Below are 21,096 nucleotides of genomic sequence, written 5' to 3' on the forward strand. Positions count from 1 at the left end.
GAAATCGAAAAAAAAGCAAAACCATCTTCTGCCTTCCTTCGTGCTCTCTTCGTGACCTTCGTATCTTCGTGGCAAATCCGTCGATCATTCAGAAAGCTACCGGATCAACTGTCCCCCGGATCGAGCACTGCCATGAACGCTTCCTGCGGGATGTCGACCGTACCGATGCGCTTCATGCGCTCCTTGCCCTTTTTCTGTTTCTCCAGCAACTTGCGTTTACGCGACACGTCGCCGCCGTAGCATTTGGCGGTGACGTTCTTGCGCATCGCCTTGATCGACTCGCGGGCGATGATCTTGCCGCCGATCGCCGCTTGCAGCGGAATCTCGAACATGTGGCGGTCGATCTCTTCCTTCAACCGCTTCAACAGCGATCGCCCGCGAAGGTCGGCCTTGTCCTTATGAACAATCACGGACAGCGCATCCACCGGCGTTCCGTTGATCAGAATGTCCATCTTCACAAGGCTGTCCTTGCGGAAGCCCTTGATGTTGTAATCCATCGTGCCGTAGCCACGCGTGATCGACTTCAGCTTGTCGTAGAAGTCGAAAATGATTTCCGCCAACGGCAGCTCGTACTTGAGAATCTGCCGACTGTCGGAAAGGTACGTCTGGCTGACGTACTGCCCGCGCCGGGTTTCGCACAGCCGCATCAGGTCGCCGATGCAGTCGTTAGGCGTGATGATTTCAATATCGACAATCGGCTCGCGCACCTCCGCGATCTGCGAGGGGTCCGGCAGGTCGGAAGGGTTGGTGATCTGCATGACGCGTTCGCTGTTCTGCGACGCAGCGCCGGTCTTGACCACCTCATACGTGACGGTCGGCGCGGTCTGGACAATGCCGACATTGCCTTCGCGCTCAAGCCTTTCCTGAATGATGTCCATGTGGAGCATGCCCAGGAAGCCGCAGCGGAAGCCGAAGCCCAGCGCTTCGCTGGATGTTGGCTGATAGGTGAAGCTCGCATCATTGAGGTGCAGCCGGTCGATGGCGTCGCGCAGCTCGTCGAACTTCGTATCGCCTGACGGGTAGAAGTCGCAGAAGACCATCTGCTGCGGCTCGCGGTAGCCGGGCAGGGGCTCGGGGGCGGGGTCGGTGTCGCGGGTGATGGTGTCGCCGATGTTGACGTCGTCGAGCGTCTTGATGTTGGCGACCATGTAACCGACTTCGCCGGCTTCGATCGGCTGCTTGTAGCTGGTCATCTTCGGCGTGAACTTGCCGATGTCGACGATGGGGAAGACTCGGCCGGTGCCCATCATGCGGATGCGGTCGCCGACCTGCAGCTTGCCGTTCATCATACGGAAGTAGGTGATCACGCCGCGATAGTCGTCATACTCGCTGTCGAAGATGAGCGCCTGCGTTTTGGCTTCGGTCTTACCCTTGGGGCCGGGCAGCCGATCGCAGATGGCGGCCAGCAGTTCGCCGATGCCCTGTCCGGTCTTGGCGGAGGTGAAGATGCAGTCGTCCGCCGGGATGCCGAGCGTCTGCTCCATCTCCAGCGCGATCTCCTCCGGCCGGGCGCTGGGCAGATCGATCTTGTTGATGACGGGAATGATTTCAAGGTCGGCTTCGATGGCCATGTACGCATTGGCGACCGTCTGCGCCTCGACGCCCTGCGATGCGTCGACGACGAGGATCGCCCCTTCGCACGCGAGCAGGGCGCGCGAGACTTCGTAATGGAAGTCAACGTGGCCGGGCGTGTCGATGAAGTTCAGCAGGAAGTCGTCGCCGTTGTGCACATGCTTGACCGACACCGCGGAGGCCTTGATGGTGATGCCTCGCTCGCGTTCGAGGTCCATATCGTCGAGCGTCTGCTCGCGGGCCTCGCGGTCGGTGACGGCGCCGGTGAACTGGAGCATGCGGTCGGCGAGCGTGCTCTTGCCGTGGTCAATATGCGCGATAATACAGAAGTTGCGGATGTTCATGCGTAGCGGTCGTTAAGGTTCGGGGGCCCATGGTCCGGGGAGACGCCTATTCTAGCACGTTAGCCGCGAAGCGCCGCGGAGCGCGTTTCGTGGATAACACCCAACCCGACGCGCTCCGCGGCGCTTCACGGCTAACCCTGCGCGGGCCCCCAACTTGACGCCACTGCACATACCCGCTGAAATGACCCACCACGACACCCAACCATGACCAGCACACCCCCCGACCAGCCCGACGCCGACCCGGCCCGCCCGGACACGGCCGCCCCCGCCCCGCGCTATCGCCGCGCCCTGCTGAAAATCTCCGGCGAAGCGTTTTCCAAGCCTGGCAACTTCGGCATCGACGGCGATGAACTGGACATCATCGCCCGCGAGATCGCCGACGCCGCGAAAGTCGGCACGCAACTGGCGGTCGTCGTGGGCGGCGGCAACATCATCCGCGGCGCCCAACTCGCCCAGGCCGGCCACATCCAGCAGGCCACCGCCGACTACATGGGCATGCTCGGCACGGCCCTCAACGGACTCGCCCTCAAGGAAGCGTTGGAAAACCTCGGCCAGCCGGCCCGCGTGCTCAGTGCCCTGAATCTCTCCTCCGTCGCCGAGACGTTCATCCGCGGCCGAGCGATTCGCCACCTTGAAAAGGGCCGCGTCGTCATCTTCGTCGCCGGCACGGGCAACCCGTTCTTCACCACAGACTCGGCCGCGAGCCTCCGCGCCGCGGAGATCGGCGCGGACGTCCTGCTCAAAGCCACCAAGGTCGACGGCATCTACGATCGTGACCCGCACAAGCACAGCGACGCGAAACGCTACGACCGCCTGACCTTCCGCGAAGCCATCGAACAGCAGCTCAAGATCATGGACATCACCGCTTTCAGCATGTGCATGGACCGCAACATTCCCGTGGTGGTGTTCAACATGAAAGAGCCCGGCCACATCGCGGAAGTCGTGCGAGGCATGAATCACGGCACGCGCGTGGAGATGGATTGAGAATTGCTGATTGCTGATTTCTAATCGCTGATTTAAGACCAAGCCCAACGCGAGCATTCACCAACTTCAGCAATCAGCAATCAGCAATTAGAAATTAGCAATTCCCCACAGGGAGCGAAGCGACTATGGACCTTGACGAAATTCTGTTGGAAGCTGAAGAGGCGATGGACAAAGCCCTTGATTACCTCAAGGGCGAGCTGCGCGGCGTACGCACCGGCCGGGCGTCCACCGGGCTCGTGGACTACATCAAGGTCGAATACTACGGCTCGCCGACCGACCTGCGCCAGTTGGCCATCATCAGCGTGCCCGAGCCGACGCAACTGCTGATCAAGCCGTTCGACGCGACCAGCTCGGGCGAGATCGTCAAGGCCATCGAAAAGTCGGGCCTTGGCCTGAATCCCGTCAATGAAGGCAAGCAGATCCGCCTGTCGCTGCCGGCTTTGAGCGGCGAGCGTCGGCAGCAGCTCGTCGCGAGCGTCAAGCAGATGGGCGAGCAGGCCAAGGTAACCATCCGCAACGCCCGCCGCGATGCGAACAAGCACATCGACCAGGCCGGCAAGGACAAGTCCAACCCCGTGCCCGAAGACGCCGTGGACGCAACCAAGGACGACGTGCAGGAACTGACCAAGAAGTACGAAGGCCAGGTCGATCAGGCGGTGGAGGCGAAGGTCAAAGAGGTGCAGGAAATCTGACGCCGTCTACCGGGAGATGCGGTGGGTTGATAATGCCTTTCCGCTGGGCTCACCGCGTCCGATCGGGTAGGATGATCGCTGTACACTGACGGCTGAATGCCTGGCTCGGGGCCTATGGATCGGGCAGGCCAGGCTGGCGATTCCAATCGGCAAACGGTGAGTGATCAACATGGGCGACGACCGACAGCGGCGAGGCCGACCATGGGGCGCATGCGTTCGTGGCGCGGTATCGCTCACGCTGATGCTTATCGTATGGGCGGGCGTGACCGCCTCGGCCGTCGCTGACGACCGCGCCGCCCGAGCAGCACGACTCGAAACGGCGATTGAACAGCTCAAGGCCGAGGCCGAGCAACTCGACCAACTTGAAGCGCCATCCACACGCCCCGTCTTCCGTCGGCCGCACCCGGCACTGCGCGGCTGGGGCGCGGAAGCAGGCCCGGTCGTGCTCGAACGACTGCAAGGCTCGTTCACCGGCAACGAACATCGCGACGCGTACATCCGCTGGCATCTCATGCCCCCGGTGCGCGACATGCTTCGCGAAGCGTACGACACGTTCAACAACACAGGCGAACACCAGCTGCCCGACGGCGTGATCCGCAACCTGCGAAATCTCACACAGCGCCTGCCTTCGCCTTTGCAGATACCTCGGCTGGAGGAGTATCGCTGGGAGCCGGAAGACCTCGGCCAGGAGTATCGCCGACTGTGGTCCGAGTCGCGCATCACCGTCGGCATCCCCCCATTCGGCGATCACTACTACGGCCGCGCGGCGCTGGAACGGGCGTCCGACGACCAGCGACGCACGCTCGAACCGATCGTCGCTCGCATGGAAGAGCTGCGCGCCCGGCTGGAGCGCGTCCGCGATCGGCAGGCCGAGGTCTACAACGAACGCGTTCGACAGGTCAACTCGATCGTGCGCGATTTTCGCGGCGACGTGATCTATGCCCTCATCCAGTCAGGCGACGCCGACCTGATGGGGATGGTCATTGATGAAATCAGTCGACAGGTCGGCAACCAGCAGTACATCGGCATCGACCTGATGGAGTACATGTACTACGCCATGCTCGACGGCTATCTCGCGCTCTACGGCGCGGAAGACCTCCGCCGCGCCAGCCGAAACCTGGAGCGCATGGCCCGGCAGTACGATTCGTTCCGCATCTACCGCTTCGGCGAAGAAGACCCGCCGTGGTACATGGCCCGCCCGCGCCGCAACGCCGCGGACATGGCGTTCCACCTGATCCACGTGTTTCAGGACCCCGCCGTGCTCTCGCTGTTCCAGTACGAAGCCACCGCTCGGCCGCGTGAGCAGCCCTTCCGCCCGAGCAACTTCGTCTTCACTGCCGACAACTTTACCGAGCGCGATGTGCACGTCGCGATCGGCCGTGTGCTCGAAGCGCTGCAAAACCCGCGTCGGCCGGAGCTTCAGCCGCCTTACATGCTCGACGAGGAGGAGCGCCTGCGTCGGCGGGTGCAGCGGCACGACAACCGACATGACGTGATTCACGAAGTGGGCAACCACGCCGTCGCCGCTTGGGCCATGCTCGCCGCGGGCGAAAGCTACCAGCAGCCGAGCCTGCTCAAGCGGATCAACTGGGTGCTCAGCGGCGAGCCGCCGTTCACCTACGACCGCGGCATGCGGCTGCAGATGCTTTCACACATGCCCGGCCGAGTGTTTCAGCCCTGGGTCCACCGCGACCGTGTCATGCTCGAACGCGGCCTGTCGGAAGAGACCGGCAACTGGGGACGGCACTCCGGCCTGCGCGAACCCGACGGATGGGGCGATCATGCCAGCGGCGCCTACGGCATGCTCGGCCTGTCGGGGGCACATCGCGCAGGAGCCGACATCGAAAACAACACCTGGCGGCTCGTCGATGCCCACTGGCGACGCACTCAGCAACAAACCGCCAACGACCAGCCCGCCGGCTGGGCGCTGGGCATGTTCAACGTCGAGCTGAGCAACGCCGAGCGACGCCGAATCGAACGCATTCCCAACCACAATCGCGTCACCGGCCCGATGACCGCCGCGGGCGTCTTCGCCCTCAGCCTCACTGAACATCAGCTCAGCAACACCCGCCACGCCCCGACCAGCAACGGCGCGATGTCCACCGAGCTGCGCAAAGGCATCGCCTGGCTCGACGCCAACTTCCGCCTCGACGACCCCAACGCCGAGGACTGGTACTACTACATGTGGACCATCCAGCGCGTCGGCCAGATCACCGGCCATCGACGCTTCGGCGGCGTCGACTGGTTCCGCGATGTCACCGCCGAGATGCTCAACCGACAAGGCCGTGACGGACTCTGGCGTGACCCGTCCGGCCAGCTCGGACCACTCATGCCCAGCAGCTTCGCCCTGCTCTACCTCTCCACCATCAACACCCCGGTCGCCGTCGGCAAGCTCAAATTCGACGGCCCGTGGAACAACCGCCCGCACGATATCTGGAACTTCAGCGAATACGCCACCGACTGGTACGAACACGACACGACCTGGCAGATCGTCGAGCCCACCGCGCCGATCTCACACATGGTCGAGTCGCCCATTCTCTACCTTTCCAGCAACGCCCGATTCAGCTTCTCCGACGCGGAAGTCCAAAACCTGCGCGAGTACATCGACGCCGGCGGCATGCTGCTGATCAATCAGGAAGGCGGCGGCGGCCAGGCGTTCAACCAAAGCCTCCGCGAGCTGCGCGAACGCCTGCTGCCCGGCCGCGAGTTCGAACCGCTCGACGCCGGCCATCCGCTGATGACGATCAACAAGCACCTCACCGGCCGAACCAGCGTGCAGGCGATCGCCAACGACATCCGGCCGCTCGTGCTCTACTTCAACCGCGACCTCGGCGACGGCCTACAGAAAAACGAACGCGACCGCTCCGACAGCTTCGCCCTGCTCTCGAACACCTATCTCTACACCGTCGGCCTCAACGCCCGCCGATCGCGCCTCGACCGCACGTACATTCAACCCCACCCCGATGCACGCCCCACCCGCCAGCTCGCCGCCGCCCGCATCCGACACGGCGGGCAGTATGACCCCGAGCCCGGCGCGCTCAGCCAACTCCAAACGCTGCTCGCCAATGAGCATGATGTCGACTTCCGCTATGAAACCGTCTCACCCACCGAGCTCAGCGGGCAGCAACTCGCCCTGCTGACCACCACCGGGGAGATCGACATGAGCGACGAAGAAGTTGACGCCCTGCGCGACTGGGTCGACGCCGGCGGCACGCTCTGGATCGACGCCGCCTCCGGCTCACGCGAAGCGTCCGACGGCGTGCAGGCCCTCGTACGCCGACTCGCACCTGGCCGTACCGGCACACGCCTCGCCTCCCGCGATCGCATCATCAGCGGACAGGATCTCAACAGCGGCCACGACAACCGCCGCGTCACCTACCGCCCCTATCTGCTCATCCAGACCGGCGGCTCCACCACACCCCGTCTGCACCAGATCCGCATCGACGACCGCCCCGCCATCGTCTTCTCCACCGAAGACCTCACCGCCGGCCTCGCCGGGCTCAACCACTGGGGGATCTACGGCTACAGCGTCGAGTCCGCCCGCAACCTCATGGTCAACGGCGTGCTCGATGTCCTCCAACGCGAATAGCCCGCCACAGCCCGCCCCTGCACCCGGCTGCAAAACCTCCTAAAATGGGTCGACTATGACCCGCACCGACACCCTTGCACAAGCACTGAACATCGACGCCGTCGTTGAAGGCAAAGCCCGCCTCAGCTTCGCCGACGCCCTGCGCCTCTACCACGAAGCCCCGCTGCACGACCTCGGCCGATGGGCCAACGCCGTCGCCGAGCGCATTCACGGCACGGAGGTCCGCACGTACGTCATCGACCGCAACATCAACTACACCAACGTCTGCACCGCCCGCTGCACGTTCTGCGCCTTCAAGCGCCGCGGCGACGAAGACGACGCCTACACGCTCGACCGCGAAACCTTGCATCGCAAGATCGCCGAGCTCGTCGCCATCGGCGGCACGCAGATCCTCCTCCAGGGCGGCATGAACCCCGACCTGCCCATTGAGTTCTACGAAGAAATGCTCCGCGCGATGAAGGCCGACTTCCCGCAGGTGCACATCCACGGCTTCAGCCCGCCGGAGATTACCGAACTCGTCGCCATCGCCGAGATCGACGGCTTCCCCACCACCGCACCGCGCCGCTCCGGCGAGCTGCCGCAGGACGTGTGGGAAGCCAAATGCGAAGCGATCATCAAACGCCTCATGGCGGCCGGCCTCGACTCCCTGCCCGGCGGCGGCGGTGAGATCTTCGCCGACCACGTCCGCCGACGCACCGGCCAGGGCAAAGCCAGCGCCGAACACTGGCTCACCGTCATGCGCCTCTGCCACAAGCTCGGCCTGCACACCAGCGCCACCATGATGTTCGGCCACATCGAGGGCATCGCCGACCGCATCGACCACATGCAACGCCTACGCGATGCACAGGACCAGGCCATCAACCACAACTGGCCCGCGCGATACGTCAGCTTCATCTCGTGGCCGTTCCAGCGCGAAAACACACCGCTCGGCCGACTGCCGGAGTATGACGTCGAATCGGACGAACCCTTCGCCGGCGACGTGCTCGCCGAAAAGGTCTACGCCGGCGAAGTCGACGGCATGGCCAAGGCGGCCTGCGACGCGGCCGTGCCCGAGGCCGGCAAGATCGTCCGCCGTGCCAGTGCGAACGAATACCTGCGCATGCAGGCGATCAGCCGACTGTTCCTCGACAACTTCCACTCCATCGGCAGCTCATGGGTCACAATGGGCCCGAAGATCGGCCAGATGGGCCTCTACTTCGGCGCCAGCGACATGGGCAGCGTCATGATGGAGGAAAACGTTGTCTCCGCCGCGGGCACGACCTACTGCCTCAACGAAGAAGTGCTCTGCCACCTCATCCGCGACGCCGGCTACACCCCGGCCCAGCGCGACAACCGTTACAACGTCATCAAGCTTCACAACACCAACACCGCCCCCGACCGCAAAGTCACCGACTGGTCCCAACACCGCGCGAAAAAGCTGCACATCGAAAGCACCCCCTGTGACAGCAACGAACCGGACAACAACACCCCCATCACCCTCACAATCAACCGCTAATAAAGCCCACGGATGGCAATCCGTGGGTCCGGTGTCCCCTCCCAAAACGATACCCCCATGACCACCCTCTCCGTCAACGTCAACAAGATCGCCCTCCTGCGCAACACACGAACCGGCGAGACACCCGATGTGCTGAGGCTTTCGCGCCTCGCTCTCGAAGCCGGGGCCCATGGCATCACCGTGCACCCGCGCCCGGACGAGCGGCACATTCGCCGATACGACGTCACCCATCTTGCTGCCATGCTGCACGAACCCGCGTGGGCGGATCGCGAATTCAACATCGAAGGCAATCCCTTCCTCGGCGCGTACGTGGAGCTTTGTCGCGAAGCCAAGCCGGACCAGTGCACGCTCGTCCCCGACTCGCCCGACCAGCGGACGTCCGACCACGGCTGGCAGCTTGCCGATGACACCGAGATCAAGCAGGTGACCACAGCCGTGGCGGAGCTCAAGGCCATCGGCAGCCGGGTGAGCCTGTTCATGGACCCGGACCCCGCCGCCATCGAGCGCGTGCCGCAGACCGGCGCCGACCGCATCGAGCTTTACACCGAAGCCTACGCCGACGCGATGGCAGGCGGGCTCGATACCGCGTCAGCCCAGGCGGTGCATCGCCAGTACGCCGACGCCGCGGCATTGGCCCAGCAACTCGGCCTCGGCGTCAACGGCGGCCACGACCTGAACCTGCACAACCTCGCCCGCTTCCTCACCATCCCCGACATCCTCGAAGTCTCCATAGGCCACGCCCTCATCGCAGACGCCTTGGAGCTTGGCCTGGCCGAAACGGTCCGCGCCTACCTGGCGCTGCTGCCGACAAGTTGATTCTCATGTCTTGCGATGGCATCACCGCCTGGCGTTCAACGTCAGCGTGCATAATTATTTCGCAAATGCCGCTTTCAGCATGGCCAATCCCATCTGCCTGACGTATAGGTAATGTGCCCTGCGTACGGCCGGGGAATAACCCGACCCACCGGGGAACCGCCCCCCCCCACACCATTGGATGCCAGGCATGGCTTTTGGACCACGATTTAACTTCGCAAGCATGTTTAAACGCCACGTGCCGCTGCTCGTGGGTCTGCTGAGCATCACCGCGACGCTCGCCGCAACGGTGCAGTTGGACACCACCATCCGCCAGCGCGACGAACTGCGCGTGGATGCGTGGGTCGAAAAGACCCACGACAATGCCCACGAACGAATCTACAACCACGCCAACATGCTCCGCGGACTTCGCGGCCTGTTTATCTCCAGCGAACACGTCTCCGTAATCGAGTTCGATCGCTTCGTCGACAGCATGGGGCTAGCCGAGCGTTACCCCGCGGTCCTCGGCGTGGGCTTCGCGATTGAAGTTTCACCGGACGACCTCGACCAGGCCTTGAAACTGCTGCGAAAACGCAACCCCTCCCTCGACATCTGGCCCGCCCGTTCGCCCGCCGACCTCACTGGAACAACGCACCCGACAATCTACTACCGTTCCGTTCGACCGGATGGCGATGATCTCACGGGCTTCGACATCGGCGCGACCTCCGTCGGCCGCGCCGCGATGCGGCGCAGTCAAACAACGTTCGACACCGCCACCTTAGGTGATCGCCTTGAGATCCCACGCACCAGGCCCCTCGCCACCGCCACGGATTCGCCGTTGCCCAACCCCGACAGCCGTCAGTTCGCCTTGTACCTGCCCGTCTTCCACGACGACCTGTTCGCCGGCCGAGAGACCGGCGACGAAAGCGAAGTCATCGGCTATCTGTACATGGTGATCGATACCGACATCTATTGGGACAACATCTTCCACCCGCTCTCCAAGCGATACTTCGACATCTACGTCTACAACGGCCTGCTGCTGAACCCCGCCTCGCTCGAGTTCACCAACGGTAGTCCGGTACCACCGCGCTCGGGGGCCGCCGCGCCGCGATACGAACGAACCGCCACGGTGGAACTCGCCGGTCGGCCGTGGACGCTGCTGTTCCAGTCCAAGCCTGGCTTTGAAGCGTTGTCCACCCGGACGATCGTCGTGCCCACGACCTTCGGCGCGGGCCTGCTCGCCAGCCTTGTGCTGTTCGTGCTCGCTCGATCACAGACGTTGGCATGGGTCACCGCGCGCGAAGCCAACGAAGAGTTGCAGCGATCCGAACAACGACTGCGAAACATGAACGAAACGCTTGAGCAGCGCGTCGCCGATCGCACCGCCATCGCCGAACGCCGGGCCGCGCAGGTCCGTCGCCTTGCCGCCGAGGTGACCCACATCGAGCAGCGCGAACGTCGGCGACTCGCCCGCACGTTGCATGATCATCTCCAGCAACTGCTCGTCGCCGCGCGGATGCGATTACAGATCATGCACTCCGCGTCGAACGACGATGAGCTTCAAACCACAAGCACCGAACTCGACCAGCTCCTGCAGGACGCGATCCAGGCGTCGCGCTCGCTGACGATCGAACTCAGCCCGCCCATCCTGCACGAGTCCGGCCTCGTCACCTGCCTCGAATGGTTGGCCCGCCATATTCGCCAGCAACATCACCTGCACGTGGCCATAGAAGTTGATGGCGACGCCGAAACGATCGACGCTCTGGTGAGCTGCAATGTGAAGATCATGCTCTTCGAGTCGACGCGCGAAGCGTTGTTGAATGTGGTCAAGTACGCCGGCGTCAGCGAAGCTCAACTGCAACTGCGGCATGACCCCACAGCGCAGACGCTCGAGTTGACGATCGCGGACGAAGGCGTCGGCTTCGAGGCCGACAAACTCGCCCTTCGCGGCAATGCCGTCGAACGCTTCGGCCTGTTCAGCATCCGCGAACGCCTCGAACTGCTCGACGGCCAGTTCGCCATCAACAGCGCCCCAGGCCAAGGCACGCGCGTCACGCTCCGCCTCCCCACGCCGCCCCCTCCACCCCCGACACCAACACCAACGCCTTAGTTCAACTACCCACCCTCACACCGACCACATTTAGCGCGCGGTGCTCGCACCGCGCGCCCCGTCACACCGCGCATCAGCCCTTCACATCAAACCGGAACAGCCGTTTCTTCCCAACCCGCATCAGCACATAGCCATCCTGCACGTCCTCAGCCGTCACCGTCCGCATCGCGTCGGCCACTTTCTCATCATGCAACCGCACGCCCCCGCCCTGCACCAGCCGACGCGCTTCGCCGTTGGACTTCGCCAGCCCCGCCCGCACCATCAGCGCGAGCAACCCCACGCCCTCGCTTAACTCGCTGGCGGGCAACTCGGCGTGCGGGATCGCATCGCCTGTCACATCCTTCGCCTCGCCGAACGCCTTGCGTGCATCGTCGCGCGCCTTCGCCGCTTCCGCTTCGCCGTGGATCAGCTTCGTCGCTTCGTACGCGAGCACTTCCTTCGATGCGTTCAGCTCCACGCCTTCACGCGACGCCAGCTCGCGCACCTCGTCCGTCGGCAGAAACGTAAAGAAGCCAAGATACTTGCCCACATCCGCGTCAGTCGTGTTGCGGAAAAACTGGTAGAACTCGTAAGGCGACGTCCGCTTCGGGTCCAGCCAGACCGTGCCCGCCTCCGTCTTGCCGAACTTGCCCCCATCCGCCCGCGTGACCAGCGGCAGCGTCAGCCCCGCAAGCTCCGCGCCGGCCAGCCGACGCCCAAGCTCGATGCCCATCACGATATTGCCCCACTGATCCTGCCCGCCGAACTGAAGCGTACAGCCGTGCTCGCGATGCAGGTGCAGAAAGTCATACGCCTGCATGATCATGTAGCTGAATTCCAGGTACGTGATCCCGCCGCCGGACTCTAACCGCCCCTTCACCGACTCCATGCTCAGCATGCGGTTGACCGAAAAGTGCGCACCGATTTCGCGCAACATTTCGATCCACCCCTTGCCCGCCAGCCAGTCGGCGTTGTTCACCATCACCGCCCCGGTCGGCGAGTCGTCAAAGCTCAGCAGCCGACCGATCTGTGCACCGATCGCCTGCCCGTTCGCTTCGATCTGCTCGCGCGTGAGCATCTGCCTGGCTTCGGTCTTGCCCGACGGGTCGCCCACCATCGCGGTCGCCCCGCCGATGACCACGATCGGCTTATGCCCGCACCGTTGCAGATGCGCCAGCCCCATCACCGGCAACAGATGCCCCACATGCAGGCTGTCCGCCGTCGGATCAAACCCGTTGTACGCCACCTGCGGCGACTGAAGCCGCTGGCGAATGTTCTCATCCGTGCTCTGCGCAAGCATCCCCCGCTCAGCCAGCACATCGTAAAGATTGGCAGTGATCGTCATCGTCATAGCCCACCAAGTATAACCACCCAACCCACACCCACCACCCCCACACTCTCCCACACCCCTCGCCCCATTAAAGCCCACGGATTGCATCCGTGGGTCCCCCCTCCCCCAAACCTGAAACCACAAACCAAAAACCAGATACCCCCACACCATGCGCACCCCCACGCCGCCCCACCCCATGATGATGAACAAGTGATCGGCCACCCGGAACCGCCCCGCAGCGCGTGCAGGTGCACCCCGTGCACGGACAGGCTCACGCGCATCAAACCGGAGCGTTCCCACCTGCCGACTCGACCGGGACCACCTGCCAAACAACAGGTGGCTTGGTGCATCCTCTACCTGTCCGGACCCGGTGCACCGCGACCCCAGGCTCTCCCGCCCTCACTCGGCAGTCGCCAGCAACTTGTTTGATGTGTTGCAACCCCACGCCCCGGCGCGACCCCCGTCGCGCCGGCGGCCTTTCACATGCCCATCGCCCCCCCATCAAAGCCCACGGATGGCATCCGTGGGTTCCCCGCCCCCTACCGTCCCAACCGAACAATCTCTCGATAATTCTCACGGAAGAACAATGTCCACCGCAGCCGTGCATCCAGCAGCCGATCCGCATTCGCCGACCCGCCATAGTTGGCGCGAAGCCCCGCGCCGAACGCCTCAAGCGTCGCCACCACCTCGTCGTGCTGCTCGTGCGTTTCGTCCTCCATCACCGCCTGCCACGAATCCGCCAGCTCATCGCTCTGCCAGACAAGCATCAACTCCTCCGGCAGCCGATCGAACAACTCAAGCATCCTCCCCCGATTCGGATGATCGCGTGGCGTCCGCTGAATCGTACGCCACGCCGCGACAAGATCGTTGTGAATATCAATCGCCATCGCATGCGCCACCGGCGCCACCATCCCGTAATAATCCGGCGTGCCCGCAGGCAACGGCCGAGCCGTGCCGAACGGATCGATCTCCGGGTCCGTCCAGTACGCACGCTCATCATCGGTATACATGCTTCGACGCGCCGGCTGCCGACGCAGCTCAAACCGCACCGGCCCGTCAAACGCCCCCAACTCACGCTGCCACAACCGCTGCGCCCTCGGCGTAAGCAGCCACGCAACGAACTCCTGAGCCAACGCATGATGCGGTGCACCGCGAAGAATCGCGATCGGGTCCGCCGTCGTCGCCGTCATGTACTGCGGGTCGACATACCCCAGCCGATCCTCGCCAAGCTGGTTGATCGCCCCGGCCTGAAACCGCCCGTAAAAGTCGATCGCCATCCCCGCCGCCGCCTCGCCTGCCGACACGTCCGTCGGCACCTTGCCCGCGCTCGACGTGAAGTACCGCGCGTTGGCGAACACCCGCCGCAGCAACGCCCAGCCTTCCGTCCAACCCGATCGGCGAAGAATCACGTTATACGTCGCCGCGATCGAGCCCGAATGCCCCGGGTCCGCAAGCGCTACCCATCCCTGATACGACGGGTCTGTCAGGTCCGCCCACGTGCTCGGCTCATCCAACGACAACATGCCCAACAAGTCGCGGTTGTAAACAATGCCGAAGCTCGCCATCGCCGGCCCCACCCAGTAAAGCTCCGGGTGATACAGCCGCTCACCACCAATGGTCGGCTCAGGGTACACCGCCTCCAACATGCCCTCCGGCAACTCGATCGGCACGACCAGCGGCAAATCAAACGTCTCGCCATCACGCGTCACACGGATGCCGCGAGCAAGCTGGTTGTGCTCGAAATCACCGCCGCCGAAAAACAGGTCCGCCCCAATGCCCTGCTCTTCACGCCCCTCCGCCGCAGCCGCCTCGAACTGACTGAAGACCGTCCGCCGCAACTCGCTCGTCCCGCCGCTCACCCGCCAGTCAAACCGCACGGGCGATCGCCCCTGCTCCACCCGCCACGCATTAAACGCCCGACTCACCTCAAAGCGAATCTGCTCGTTATGCGGGCTCACGATAATCAACCTCGCCGCATCATCACCCGCCGCCTCGTCGCCCGTATCCGCAGCGCCTGGCCGAAGCACAAACGGCACACCCACCACCAGCACCAGCAGCGCAACAATAACAATCTTGCTCAAGTGTTCCCGCATCGCACCTTTCCAGTGACCCCACCCACACGAAGCCCACAGCGTCACGCTGTGGGTTTCCGCTCCAACACCACCTCCCGCGCCGCCTTCTCCATCAACTCTCCCGCATGCGCAATCGACTCACTCGTCGGCAGCCCCTCGCCAATCACACGACAGCCCGCCAACCCCATCGCCATCGCACGCTCAACCTCTTCCGCCGCCCCCACCAACGCAACCGTCGCGATCCCCTGCCGCTTCGCCGCCGCCATCACCGCCATCACCGCCTTACCCGACAGGCTTTGCCCATCGAGCTTGCCTTCACCCGTCAGACAAAGGTCGCTACCGCGCACGCGTTGCTCGAAGCCGACCGTTTCGAGCACCAGCTCCGCGCCGCGTCGCAGCTCACCGCCGAGCATCGCCACCGCGCCGCCGCCGAGTCCGCCCGCAGCGCCCGCGCCCGGCATGTCGCGTATGTCCGCTTGCCCCGCCTGCTCCACGCAATTCGCAACGTTCGCCAGCCCCGCGTCAAGCTCGTTGACCTGCTGCTCGCTCGCACCTTTTTGCGGCCCGTACACCGCCGCCGCACCGCTTGGTCCGGTGAGCGGATTGGTCACGTCACAGGCAATCAGCAGTTCAACCTTATCAAGCCGACGGTCGCGCGCCATCAGATCGATATGCTCAATACGATCAAGCATCCCGCCGGTGATCGGCTCGTCGATCGGCCGACCTTCCGCGTCAAAAAACCGCACGCCCAACGCCATCGCCGCGCCGCACCCAGCGTCCGTCGTCGCGCTGCCGCCGATGCCCAGCACAATTCGCTGCACGCCCGCCTCCAGCGCCGCCAACACCAACTCGCCCGTGCCATATGTCGTCGTCCGCGTCGGGTCGCGCTGCTCGCCCGGCACGAGTGGCAGGCCCGACGCCGCCGCCATCTCGATCACCGCCGTCTTCGGTTGGCCCGGCAATGCACCGAGCACGCCCCACGTCGCATCGATCGGCGAGCCCAACGGCCCCATCACGCGCGTGGTACGAAACTCGCCACCCGTCGCCGTAACCATCGCCTGCACCGTGCCCTCACCCCCGTCGGCGATCGGGCACGCCTCGGCCTCGCCGCCCGCGGCCTGCACCCCGCGCACCATCGCCGCCGCCGCCTCCACCGCCGAGAGCGATTCCTTCAAGCTGTCCGGCGCGCAAAGCACTCGCATCATGGCGTCATTGTACCGCCATCATGCGAGTCTCGATCTGCATTCAATGTCTGCCGTGGCTGCCGCCAGCCCCTCACGCTTTCACGTCAAGCCGATGCTGCACCGCAGGCGGCGTGCGATGCTTCCGCTGCAACGGCGACGCGTACGTCAACCCTTCCACCGACGCCTCATCCGACGCGTCCGCTTCGCCTTCGCCCACATCCGCGTCCGAGTCCGCTTGTTGATCCTGGTGGTGATGATGCTTCCCCCCGTTCGGCGATGTGTCGGGGTGACGATCCGGGTCCGACAGCACGCCGTCGACATGCAACGCCGTCTCCGCTTCCGCCGCGTCGTCTTCTTCCAGACCCTTCAGCCGTGTCTCGCGCACTTCCTTATGACGCTGGAGCACGTAAGCACGGTCGGCAACCTGCTTGGCCTGCTGCCGCGCAACCTGCTGGGCCTGCAAGCCAACCTGTGCCACCCCCGCCGCTGCGCCTGTACCAAGCACACCCATGTTCGACACTCCCGCCCCCGGTCTGCCTCCATCACTAATATCGACCACATCCGGCCAACCCTTGAACGTCAACACCAAACAACAGCCGACCGCGCCTTTTTAAAAGCACGGTCGGCCAGGTTTTCTCCCGCTCCCTTCGTCGCCCTCCAATGGGCAAAGCACAGCCGCATGTCAATCACTCGCTGCCCAACAGCTTCACCAGCTTGTTGTACATCCCGAGTATCAAAAACGTCGGCGACCAGTGCCCCACAAAGTTCGCATCGTCCGTCCGGCCCATCATCCGTAACAGCAACGACAAAACAATCGATCCGCCGGCCGCCCATAAAAACAGGTCCGACGGTAGCTCCGATGTCCGCTGCTCGATGCTCTTGGCGACGCGGCCTTCGGCGTGCCGGTCTGCGGTGCTCGTATCAGCCATGGTGTGCCTCGCTTTCTCGCGTCCTGGCGTTCGTGGTTCGCGGTCTGCCGTCCCGATTCGTCACGGCAAATCTCTACTATGGTGATAGGGCTCGCCAACGACGCCGACAACCCGGGCCTCACGCCTGTATCGCCCTCAGGCAACCCCGTATCACCCCCCTGAGCACACCAGACACGGCATGCCAACGTGGATGCAAACACGCGTCAAACACGCCATAATTCAAGTGAAACACGTCAGCTACCGATGACGGGTAACTAACTTTCTGTTGCCCGCGGAACCATGACTCCCATGAACGCCATCGATCCACCGCAAGCATCAAGGCGCAACTTGCTCAAGGCACTCGGCCCCGGCATTCTCATGGCCGGCGCTGCCATCGGCGGCTCGCACATCGTCGCCTCCACACAGGCCGGCGCGTTCTTCGGCTGGCAACTGCTGATCGTCATCATCCTCGTCAACCTCTTCAAATATCCATTCTTCCTCTACGGCGAACGCTACACCGCCGCCACCGGCGAAACCATCCTTCACGGCTATCACCGCCTCGGCCGCGGCTACCTCTACGCCTTCTTCGCGCTCAACCTCGCAAACGCCGTGCTTAACTGCGCCGGCACCGCCTTCCTCGCCGCAAGCCTCGCGCTCAACCTCGGGCTCGAAGGCGTCCTCGGTGAAAAACCACTGGCCGTCATCATCTCCTGCATCTGCGCCAGCATCATCATCCTCGGCCGATACCGTTTGCTCGACAAAACCGCCAAGCTCGTGATCTTCTGTCTCGCCGTCTCCACCGTCACCGCTGTCCTCGCTGCTGCGTTGCAGGGGCCCGCCGGCGATCCGAACTATGAATCGCCCTCGCCCTGGACACTCGCCTCCATCGGTTTCCTCATTCAATTCATGGGCTGGATGCCCGCGCCAATCGACGTCGGCGCCTGGCCGTCACTGTGGATGCAATCACGCGAAAAAGAAACCGGCCACCGCGCAACAATGCGCGAAGCGATGATCGACTTCCACCTCGGCTACATCACCACCGTCGTGCTCGCCGTCGTCTTTCTCACGTTGGGTGTGCTCGTCATGCACGGCACGGGGGCCGACTTCGGCGAAACCGGTGCGCAGTTCGCCCATACCTTTATCAGCATGTACGCCAACACCATCGGCGACTGGGCCACGCCCATCGTCGCCATCGCCGCGTTCACTGCCATGTTCAGCACTGCCCTGACCTGCGTCGACGCCTGGCCGCGCTCGCTGGCAACCTGCACCGCGCTGGCGCTGGGCAAAGAGAAGCTGTTTACTTCGCTGCACATCATCTGGATTCTGCTGACCGTCGTCACGGGCATCGTCATCATCACCTGGTTCACCGCGTCGATGGGGCAGTTGCTGTTTATCGCGATGGTGGTTTCGTTCGCAACCTCGCCGGTGTTTGCTTACATCAACTATCGCACGATCCAAGCCGAGTGGGTGCCGCTGCAATATCGGCCCGGCCCGCTGCTGCGATGCCTGAGTTGGACGGGTATGGCGTTTCTCAGCATCTCCACGGTGGCGTTCTTCTACTGGCTGATCGCCATTCGATAGCTCGGCCGACGCCCGCACGCCGCCACCGCGTCATTTGAAGATTCATCGCGCAGCGACTAGGCTCTTACGTCCTGCCTGATGTCCGATTGCACCCTACCTTCAACCGAACGAAAGACTCGATATGGCTACGCAGACTCAAGCATCCCTTAAGCAACGTCTTCTCACCCCTGGCCCGACCGCCGTGCCGCCGCAAGTGCTTCAGGAGATGGCTTTGCCCATCATCCACCACCGCACGAAGCAGTTCCAGGCGATCTTCGCCGAGCTGTCCAGCCACTTGCAGAAGATCCTCCGCACCGCGGGCCCCGTGCTCAGCATCGCCGGCTCGGGCACGACCGCCTTCGAAGCCAGCATGATCTCGCTCATCAAGCCCGGCAGCAAAGCCATCACCGTCGCCGGCGGCAAGTTCGGCGAACGCTGGCAGGACATCTACGACCAATACGCGTCGTTCCTCAACATCGAACAGATCAAGATTAATCACGACTGGGGCCAAGGCGCTCCCGTCGACAAGATCGCGCAAGCACTCAAAGACAACCCCGACGTGAGCATCGTCACCGTGGTGCACAGCGAAACCAGCACCGCGACGGCCAGCGATGTCAAAGCCATCGCAGCGCTGACGCAGAAGACGGACGCGCTGCTGCTGGTCGACGGCATTACCTCGGTCGGCGCGATGGAAGTCGCGATGGACGACTGGGGCATCGACGTGCTCGTCACCGGTTCGCAGAAGGCGATGATGCTGCCGCCAGGCCTGGGCTACGTCGGCCTCGGCGAGCGGGCGATCAAGCGCTTGCAGGAAGTGAAGCCGGGCCCGTATTACAACCTCGACCTGCGTCGCTGGTTGAAGAGTCATGCGAACAACGACGTGCCATTCACGCCGCCGGTGTCGCTGATTCGTGGGCAGAAGGTCGCGTGCGAGCTGATCCTCAAGGAAGGGCTCGACAATGTCGTGACGCGAACGCGTCGCCTGGCCGAGGGCTCGCGGGCCGCGTTTAAAGCGATGGGCCTGAAGCTCATCAGCGACAACCCCAGCGATTCGGTGACCGGCGCGTACTATCCCGACGGTGTTGAGGACTCGAAGCTGCGCGGCGCGGTGCGTGACAAGCACGGCGTGCACATCGCCGGCGGACAGGACGGTCGGGGCGCGAAGTGGAAGGGCAAGATCTTCCGCATCAGCCACATGGGCTTCGTCGATCGCGACGACACGGTCGCGGGGCTGAACGCGATCGAAAACGAGTTCATCGAAGCCGGCGTGAAGATCGAACCCGGCACGGCTGTGGCGGCGTTCGACAAAGCGCACGGCTAAGCTAAGCGAGGCACGACGTCGACAACATGGATTGAAATACCAAAGCCCACGGATGCCATCCGTGGGCTTTGTCATTGTGGGAGGCCGATCCGTCGCGGGCTGGGTCAGTCGTGGTCGGAGAGGTCCGACTCGTCGAACTGGCCGTTCATGCCGTCGCATTCGTCATCGCGGTTGGCTTGCTCGCTTTCGAGCATTTTTCGCAGGTAGCCGTTCTCGCGCCGTGTGGCTTCGAGGTCGAAGACGAGGTACTTGATCGACAGGCGAAGGTAGTCGAGGCTCTCCTGGAGGCCGGAGACCGTCTGTCGCAGCTTTTCGTGTCGCTGCTTGGTCTGGACCGCGAGTTGCTCGAGTTTTTCGCGCTCGGCCTTGGGTAAGGTTGAAATCTCGCCCATCAGCTCGGCGAGCTTGCCATGAAACTGCTTCTCATCCATCGTCGCGGCTCCCCCCTCATCAGGAAGTTTGCGTCTTCTCTTCTCCATCCGTGGCGGCGCCGCTGCTTCCAGCGTTGGCGTGTGTCACGGCCCTATGCGTATCTATACCACAAGCAGCCGGCCATGCGGCGAAAAAATTCATCTTTTTCTAAAGTCGGCACAACTTCATGTTTTGTAGCCTTTTATGGCACAAAAAGTCTGCAGGCGAACGTGCCAAATAGCACGAAAAAGCGGGATGTTGCCTGAAAACCACGCCGCTGCAGCCGAAAAACCACGTTCGCTGCCTACTTGTGGCCCTGCGGGCCGGTCCCGCGAAGGTACTTACGGCGGATCGCCTGCTCCAGATCCACACCGTTGATGTTCGCGAGGGTGCAAAGCCAAGCGACCACGTCGGCGAATTCCTCTTCGAGGTTCTCGCCGCCGGAGGTCGCGCCGCCTTCGCCGCGGGCCTTGTGGAGGGCGGTCGCGAGTTCGCCGACCTCTTCGATCAGCCACATGAACGTGCCGGGCGTGCCGCGGGCGGCGTCGGTTTCGTAGTAGCGGTCGCGGATGTGCTGCTGGAAGGCGTGCAGCGTCAGGGGTGTGGGGTGGTCCGATTCGGTGGGGGGTTGGTTGCTCATAGGAAGGGAATTACCAGCCCGGGGCGGCGGCTGCAAACCGGGGCGTCGGTGGCAGGTTGATCGGGGCCATCCGTTGGCCTAGCATACCCCCCGGGGGTATAGGGAGCCCAAGC

16 protein-coding genes are annotated in these 21,096 nt (G+C 63.6%); 8 read left to right on the top strand and 8 right to left on the bottom strand.

The genetic code is table 11. The features are described 5' to 3' along the window. Positions 1 to 104 precede the first annotated feature (104 nt). Positions 105 to 1,916: a translation elongation factor 4 gene (gene lepA, locus ACERK3_16565; protein ID MFA9479898.1), complete on the bottom strand. Its 1,812-nt coding sequence runs from the start codon at positions 1,914 to 1,916 to the stop codon at positions 105 to 107. Between the two features lie 204 nt (positions 1,917 to 2,120). Between lepA and pyrH the strand changes: the two genes are divergently transcribed. From pyrH to ACERK3_16595, 6 genes are all read left to right on the top strand, one after another. Continuing rightward, a complete protein-coding gene (gene pyrH, locus ACERK3_16570) occupies positions 2,121 to 2,900 on the top strand; it encodes a UMP kinase (protein ID MFA9479899.1) in 780 nt (259 codons plus the stop codon). Between the two features lie 125 nt (positions 2,901 to 3,025). Beyond that, positions 3,026 to 3,592 carry a ribosome recycling factor gene (gene frr / locus ACERK3_16575; GenBank protein MFA9479900.1) on the top strand — a complete coding sequence of 189 codons (567 nt, stop codon included), beginning with the start codon at positions 3,026 to 3,028 and terminating at the stop codon, positions 3,590 to 3,592. Positions 3,593 to 3,761: 169 nt separating this feature from the next. Further along, entirely contained in the window at positions 3,762 to 7,181 is a 3,420-nt protein-coding gene (locus ACERK3_16580) for a DUF4159 domain-containing protein (GenBank protein ID MFA9479901.1), read from the top strand. Between the two features lie 55 nt (positions 7,182 to 7,236). Beyond that, complete coding sequence (locus ACERK3_16585) at positions 7,237 to 8,676, top strand: radical SAM protein (GenBank protein ID MFA9479902.1); 1,440 nt, start codon at positions 7,237 to 7,239, stop codon at positions 8,674 to 8,676. A 57-nt stretch (positions 8,677 to 8,733) separates the two neighbouring features. After that, entirely contained in the window at positions 8,734 to 9,492 is a 759-nt protein-coding gene (locus tag ACERK3_16590; protein ID MFA9479903.1) for a pyridoxine 5'-phosphate synthase, read from the top strand. A 220-nt stretch (positions 9,493 to 9,712) separates the two neighbouring features. Continuing rightward, positions 9,713 to 11,578, top strand: a complete 1,866-nt coding sequence (locus ACERK3_16595) for a CHASE domain-containing protein (protein ID MFA9479904.1) — start codon at positions 9,713 to 9,715, stop codon at positions 11,576 to 11,578. Positions 11,579 to 11,651: 73 nt separating this feature from the next. On the opposite strand, the gene tyrS is transcribed toward ACERK3_16595, so the two are convergent. The 5 genes from tyrS to ACERK3_16620 form a co-directional block, all read right to left on the bottom strand. Beyond that, entirely contained in the window at positions 11,652 to 12,902 is a 1,251-nt protein-coding gene (gene tyrS, locus ACERK3_16600; GenBank protein ID MFA9479905.1) for a tyrosine--tRNA ligase, read from the bottom strand. A 524-nt stretch (positions 12,903 to 13,426) separates the two neighbouring features. After that, positions 13,427 to 14,980 (bottom strand): ABC transporter substrate-binding protein, encoded by a 1,554-nt coding sequence (locus tag ACERK3_16605; protein ID MFA9479906.1) that lies wholly within the window; start codon positions 14,978 to 14,980, stop codon positions 13,427 to 13,429. A gap of 41 nt (positions 14,981 to 15,021) precedes the next feature. Further along, positions 15,022 to 16,164: a glycerate kinase gene (locus tag ACERK3_16610; protein ID MFA9479907.1), complete on the bottom strand. Its 1,143-nt coding sequence runs from the start codon at positions 16,162 to 16,164 to the stop codon at positions 15,022 to 15,024. Positions 16,165 to 16,234: 70 nt separating this feature from the next. Then, positions 16,235 to 16,654: a hypothetical protein gene (locus tag ACERK3_16615; protein ID MFA9479908.1), complete on the bottom strand. Its 420-nt coding sequence runs from the start codon at positions 16,652 to 16,654 to the stop codon at positions 16,235 to 16,237. 175 nt (positions 16,655 to 16,829) lie between these two features. Continuing rightward, positions 16,830 to 17,072: a hypothetical protein gene (locus tag ACERK3_16620; GenBank protein MFA9479909.1), complete on the bottom strand. Its 243-nt coding sequence runs from the start codon at positions 17,070 to 17,072 to the stop codon at positions 16,830 to 16,832. 327 nt (positions 17,073 to 17,399) lie between these two features. On the opposite strand from ACERK3_16620, the gene ACERK3_16625 reads away from it, so the two are divergent. Further along, positions 17,400 to 18,632, top strand: a complete 1,233-nt coding sequence (locus ACERK3_16625) for an NRAMP family divalent metal transporter (GenBank protein ID MFA9479910.1) — start codon at positions 17,400 to 17,402, stop codon at positions 18,630 to 18,632. A 121-nt stretch (positions 18,633 to 18,753) separates the two neighbouring features. Further along, positions 18,754 to 19,932, top strand: a complete 1,179-nt coding sequence (locus ACERK3_16630; GenBank protein ID MFA9479911.1) for an alanine--glyoxylate aminotransferase family protein — start codon at positions 18,754 to 18,756, stop codon at positions 19,930 to 19,932. Positions 19,933 to 20,036: 104 nt separating this feature from the next. Here ACERK3_16630 and ACERK3_16635 read toward each other — a convergent pair whose 3' ends face one another. Continuing rightward, positions 20,037 to 20,363: a transcriptional regulator gene (locus ACERK3_16635; protein MFA9479912.1), complete on the bottom strand. Its 327-nt coding sequence runs from the start codon at positions 20,361 to 20,363 to the stop codon at positions 20,037 to 20,039. 284 nt (positions 20,364 to 20,647) lie between these two features. Further along, positions 20,648 to 20,983: a MazG nucleotide pyrophosphohydrolase domain-containing protein gene (locus ACERK3_16640; protein ID MFA9479913.1), complete on the bottom strand. Its 336-nt coding sequence runs from the start codon at positions 20,981 to 20,983 to the stop codon at positions 20,648 to 20,650. Positions 20,984 to 21,096 lie beyond the last annotated feature (113 nt).

The organism is Phycisphaerales bacterium AB-hyl4 (assembly GCA_041821185.1).
In the GTDB taxonomy this organism is placed as follows: domain Bacteria; phylum Planctomycetota; class Phycisphaerae; order Phycisphaerales; family Phycisphaeraceae; genus Natronomicrosphaera; species Natronomicrosphaera hydrolytica.

Coding starts and splice junctions, on each gene's coding strand:
- lepA (MFA9479898.1), bottom strand. CDS start 1,916: ATGAACATCCGCAACTTCTGTATTATCGCGCATATTGACCACGGCAAG.
- pyrH (MFA9479899.1), top strand. CDS start 2,121: ATGACCAGCACACCCCCCGACCAGCCCGACGCCGACCCGGCCCGCCCG.
- frr (MFA9479900.1), top strand. CDS start 3,026: ATGGACCTTGACGAAATTCTGTTGGAAGCTGAAGAGGCGATGGACAAA.
- ACERK3_16580 (MFA9479901.1), top strand. CDS start 3,762: ATGGGCGACGACCGACAGCGGCGAGGCCGACCATGGGGCGCATGCGTT.
- ACERK3_16585 (MFA9479902.1), top strand. CDS start 7,237: ATGACCCGCACCGACACCCTTGCACAAGCACTGAACATCGACGCCGTC.
- ACERK3_16590 (MFA9479903.1), top strand. CDS start 8,734: ATGACCACCCTCTCCGTCAACGTCAACAAGATCGCCCTCCTGCGCAAC.
- ACERK3_16595 (MFA9479904.1), top strand. CDS start 9,713: ATGTTTAAACGCCACGTGCCGCTGCTCGTGGGTCTGCTGAGCATCACC.
- tyrS (MFA9479905.1), bottom strand. CDS start 12,902: ATGACGATCACTGCCAATCTTTACGATGTGCTGGCTGAGCGGGGGATG.
- ACERK3_16605 (MFA9479906.1), bottom strand. CDS start 14,980: ATGCGGGAACACTTGAGCAAGATTGTTATTGTTGCGCTGCTGGTGCTG.
- ACERK3_16610 (MFA9479907.1), bottom strand. CDS start 16,164: ATGATGCGAGTGCTTTGCGCGCCGGACAGCTTGAAGGAATCGCTCTCG.
- ACERK3_16615 (MFA9479908.1), bottom strand. CDS start 16,654: ATGGGTGTGCTTGGTACAGGCGCAGCGGCGGGGGTGGCACAGGTTGGC.
- ACERK3_16620 (MFA9479909.1), bottom strand. CDS start 17,072: ATGGCTGATACGAGCACCGCAGACCGGCACGCCGAAGGCCGCGTCGCC.
- ACERK3_16630 (MFA9479911.1), top strand. CDS start 18,754: ATGGCTACGCAGACTCAAGCATCCCTTAAGCAACGTCTTCTCACCCCT.
- ACERK3_16635 (MFA9479912.1), bottom strand. CDS start 20,363: ATGGATGAGAAGCAGTTTCATGGCAAGCTCGCCGAGCTGATGGGCGAG.
- ACERK3_16640 (MFA9479913.1), bottom strand. CDS start 20,983: ATGAGCAACCAACCCCCCACCGAATCGGACCACCCCACACCCCTGACG.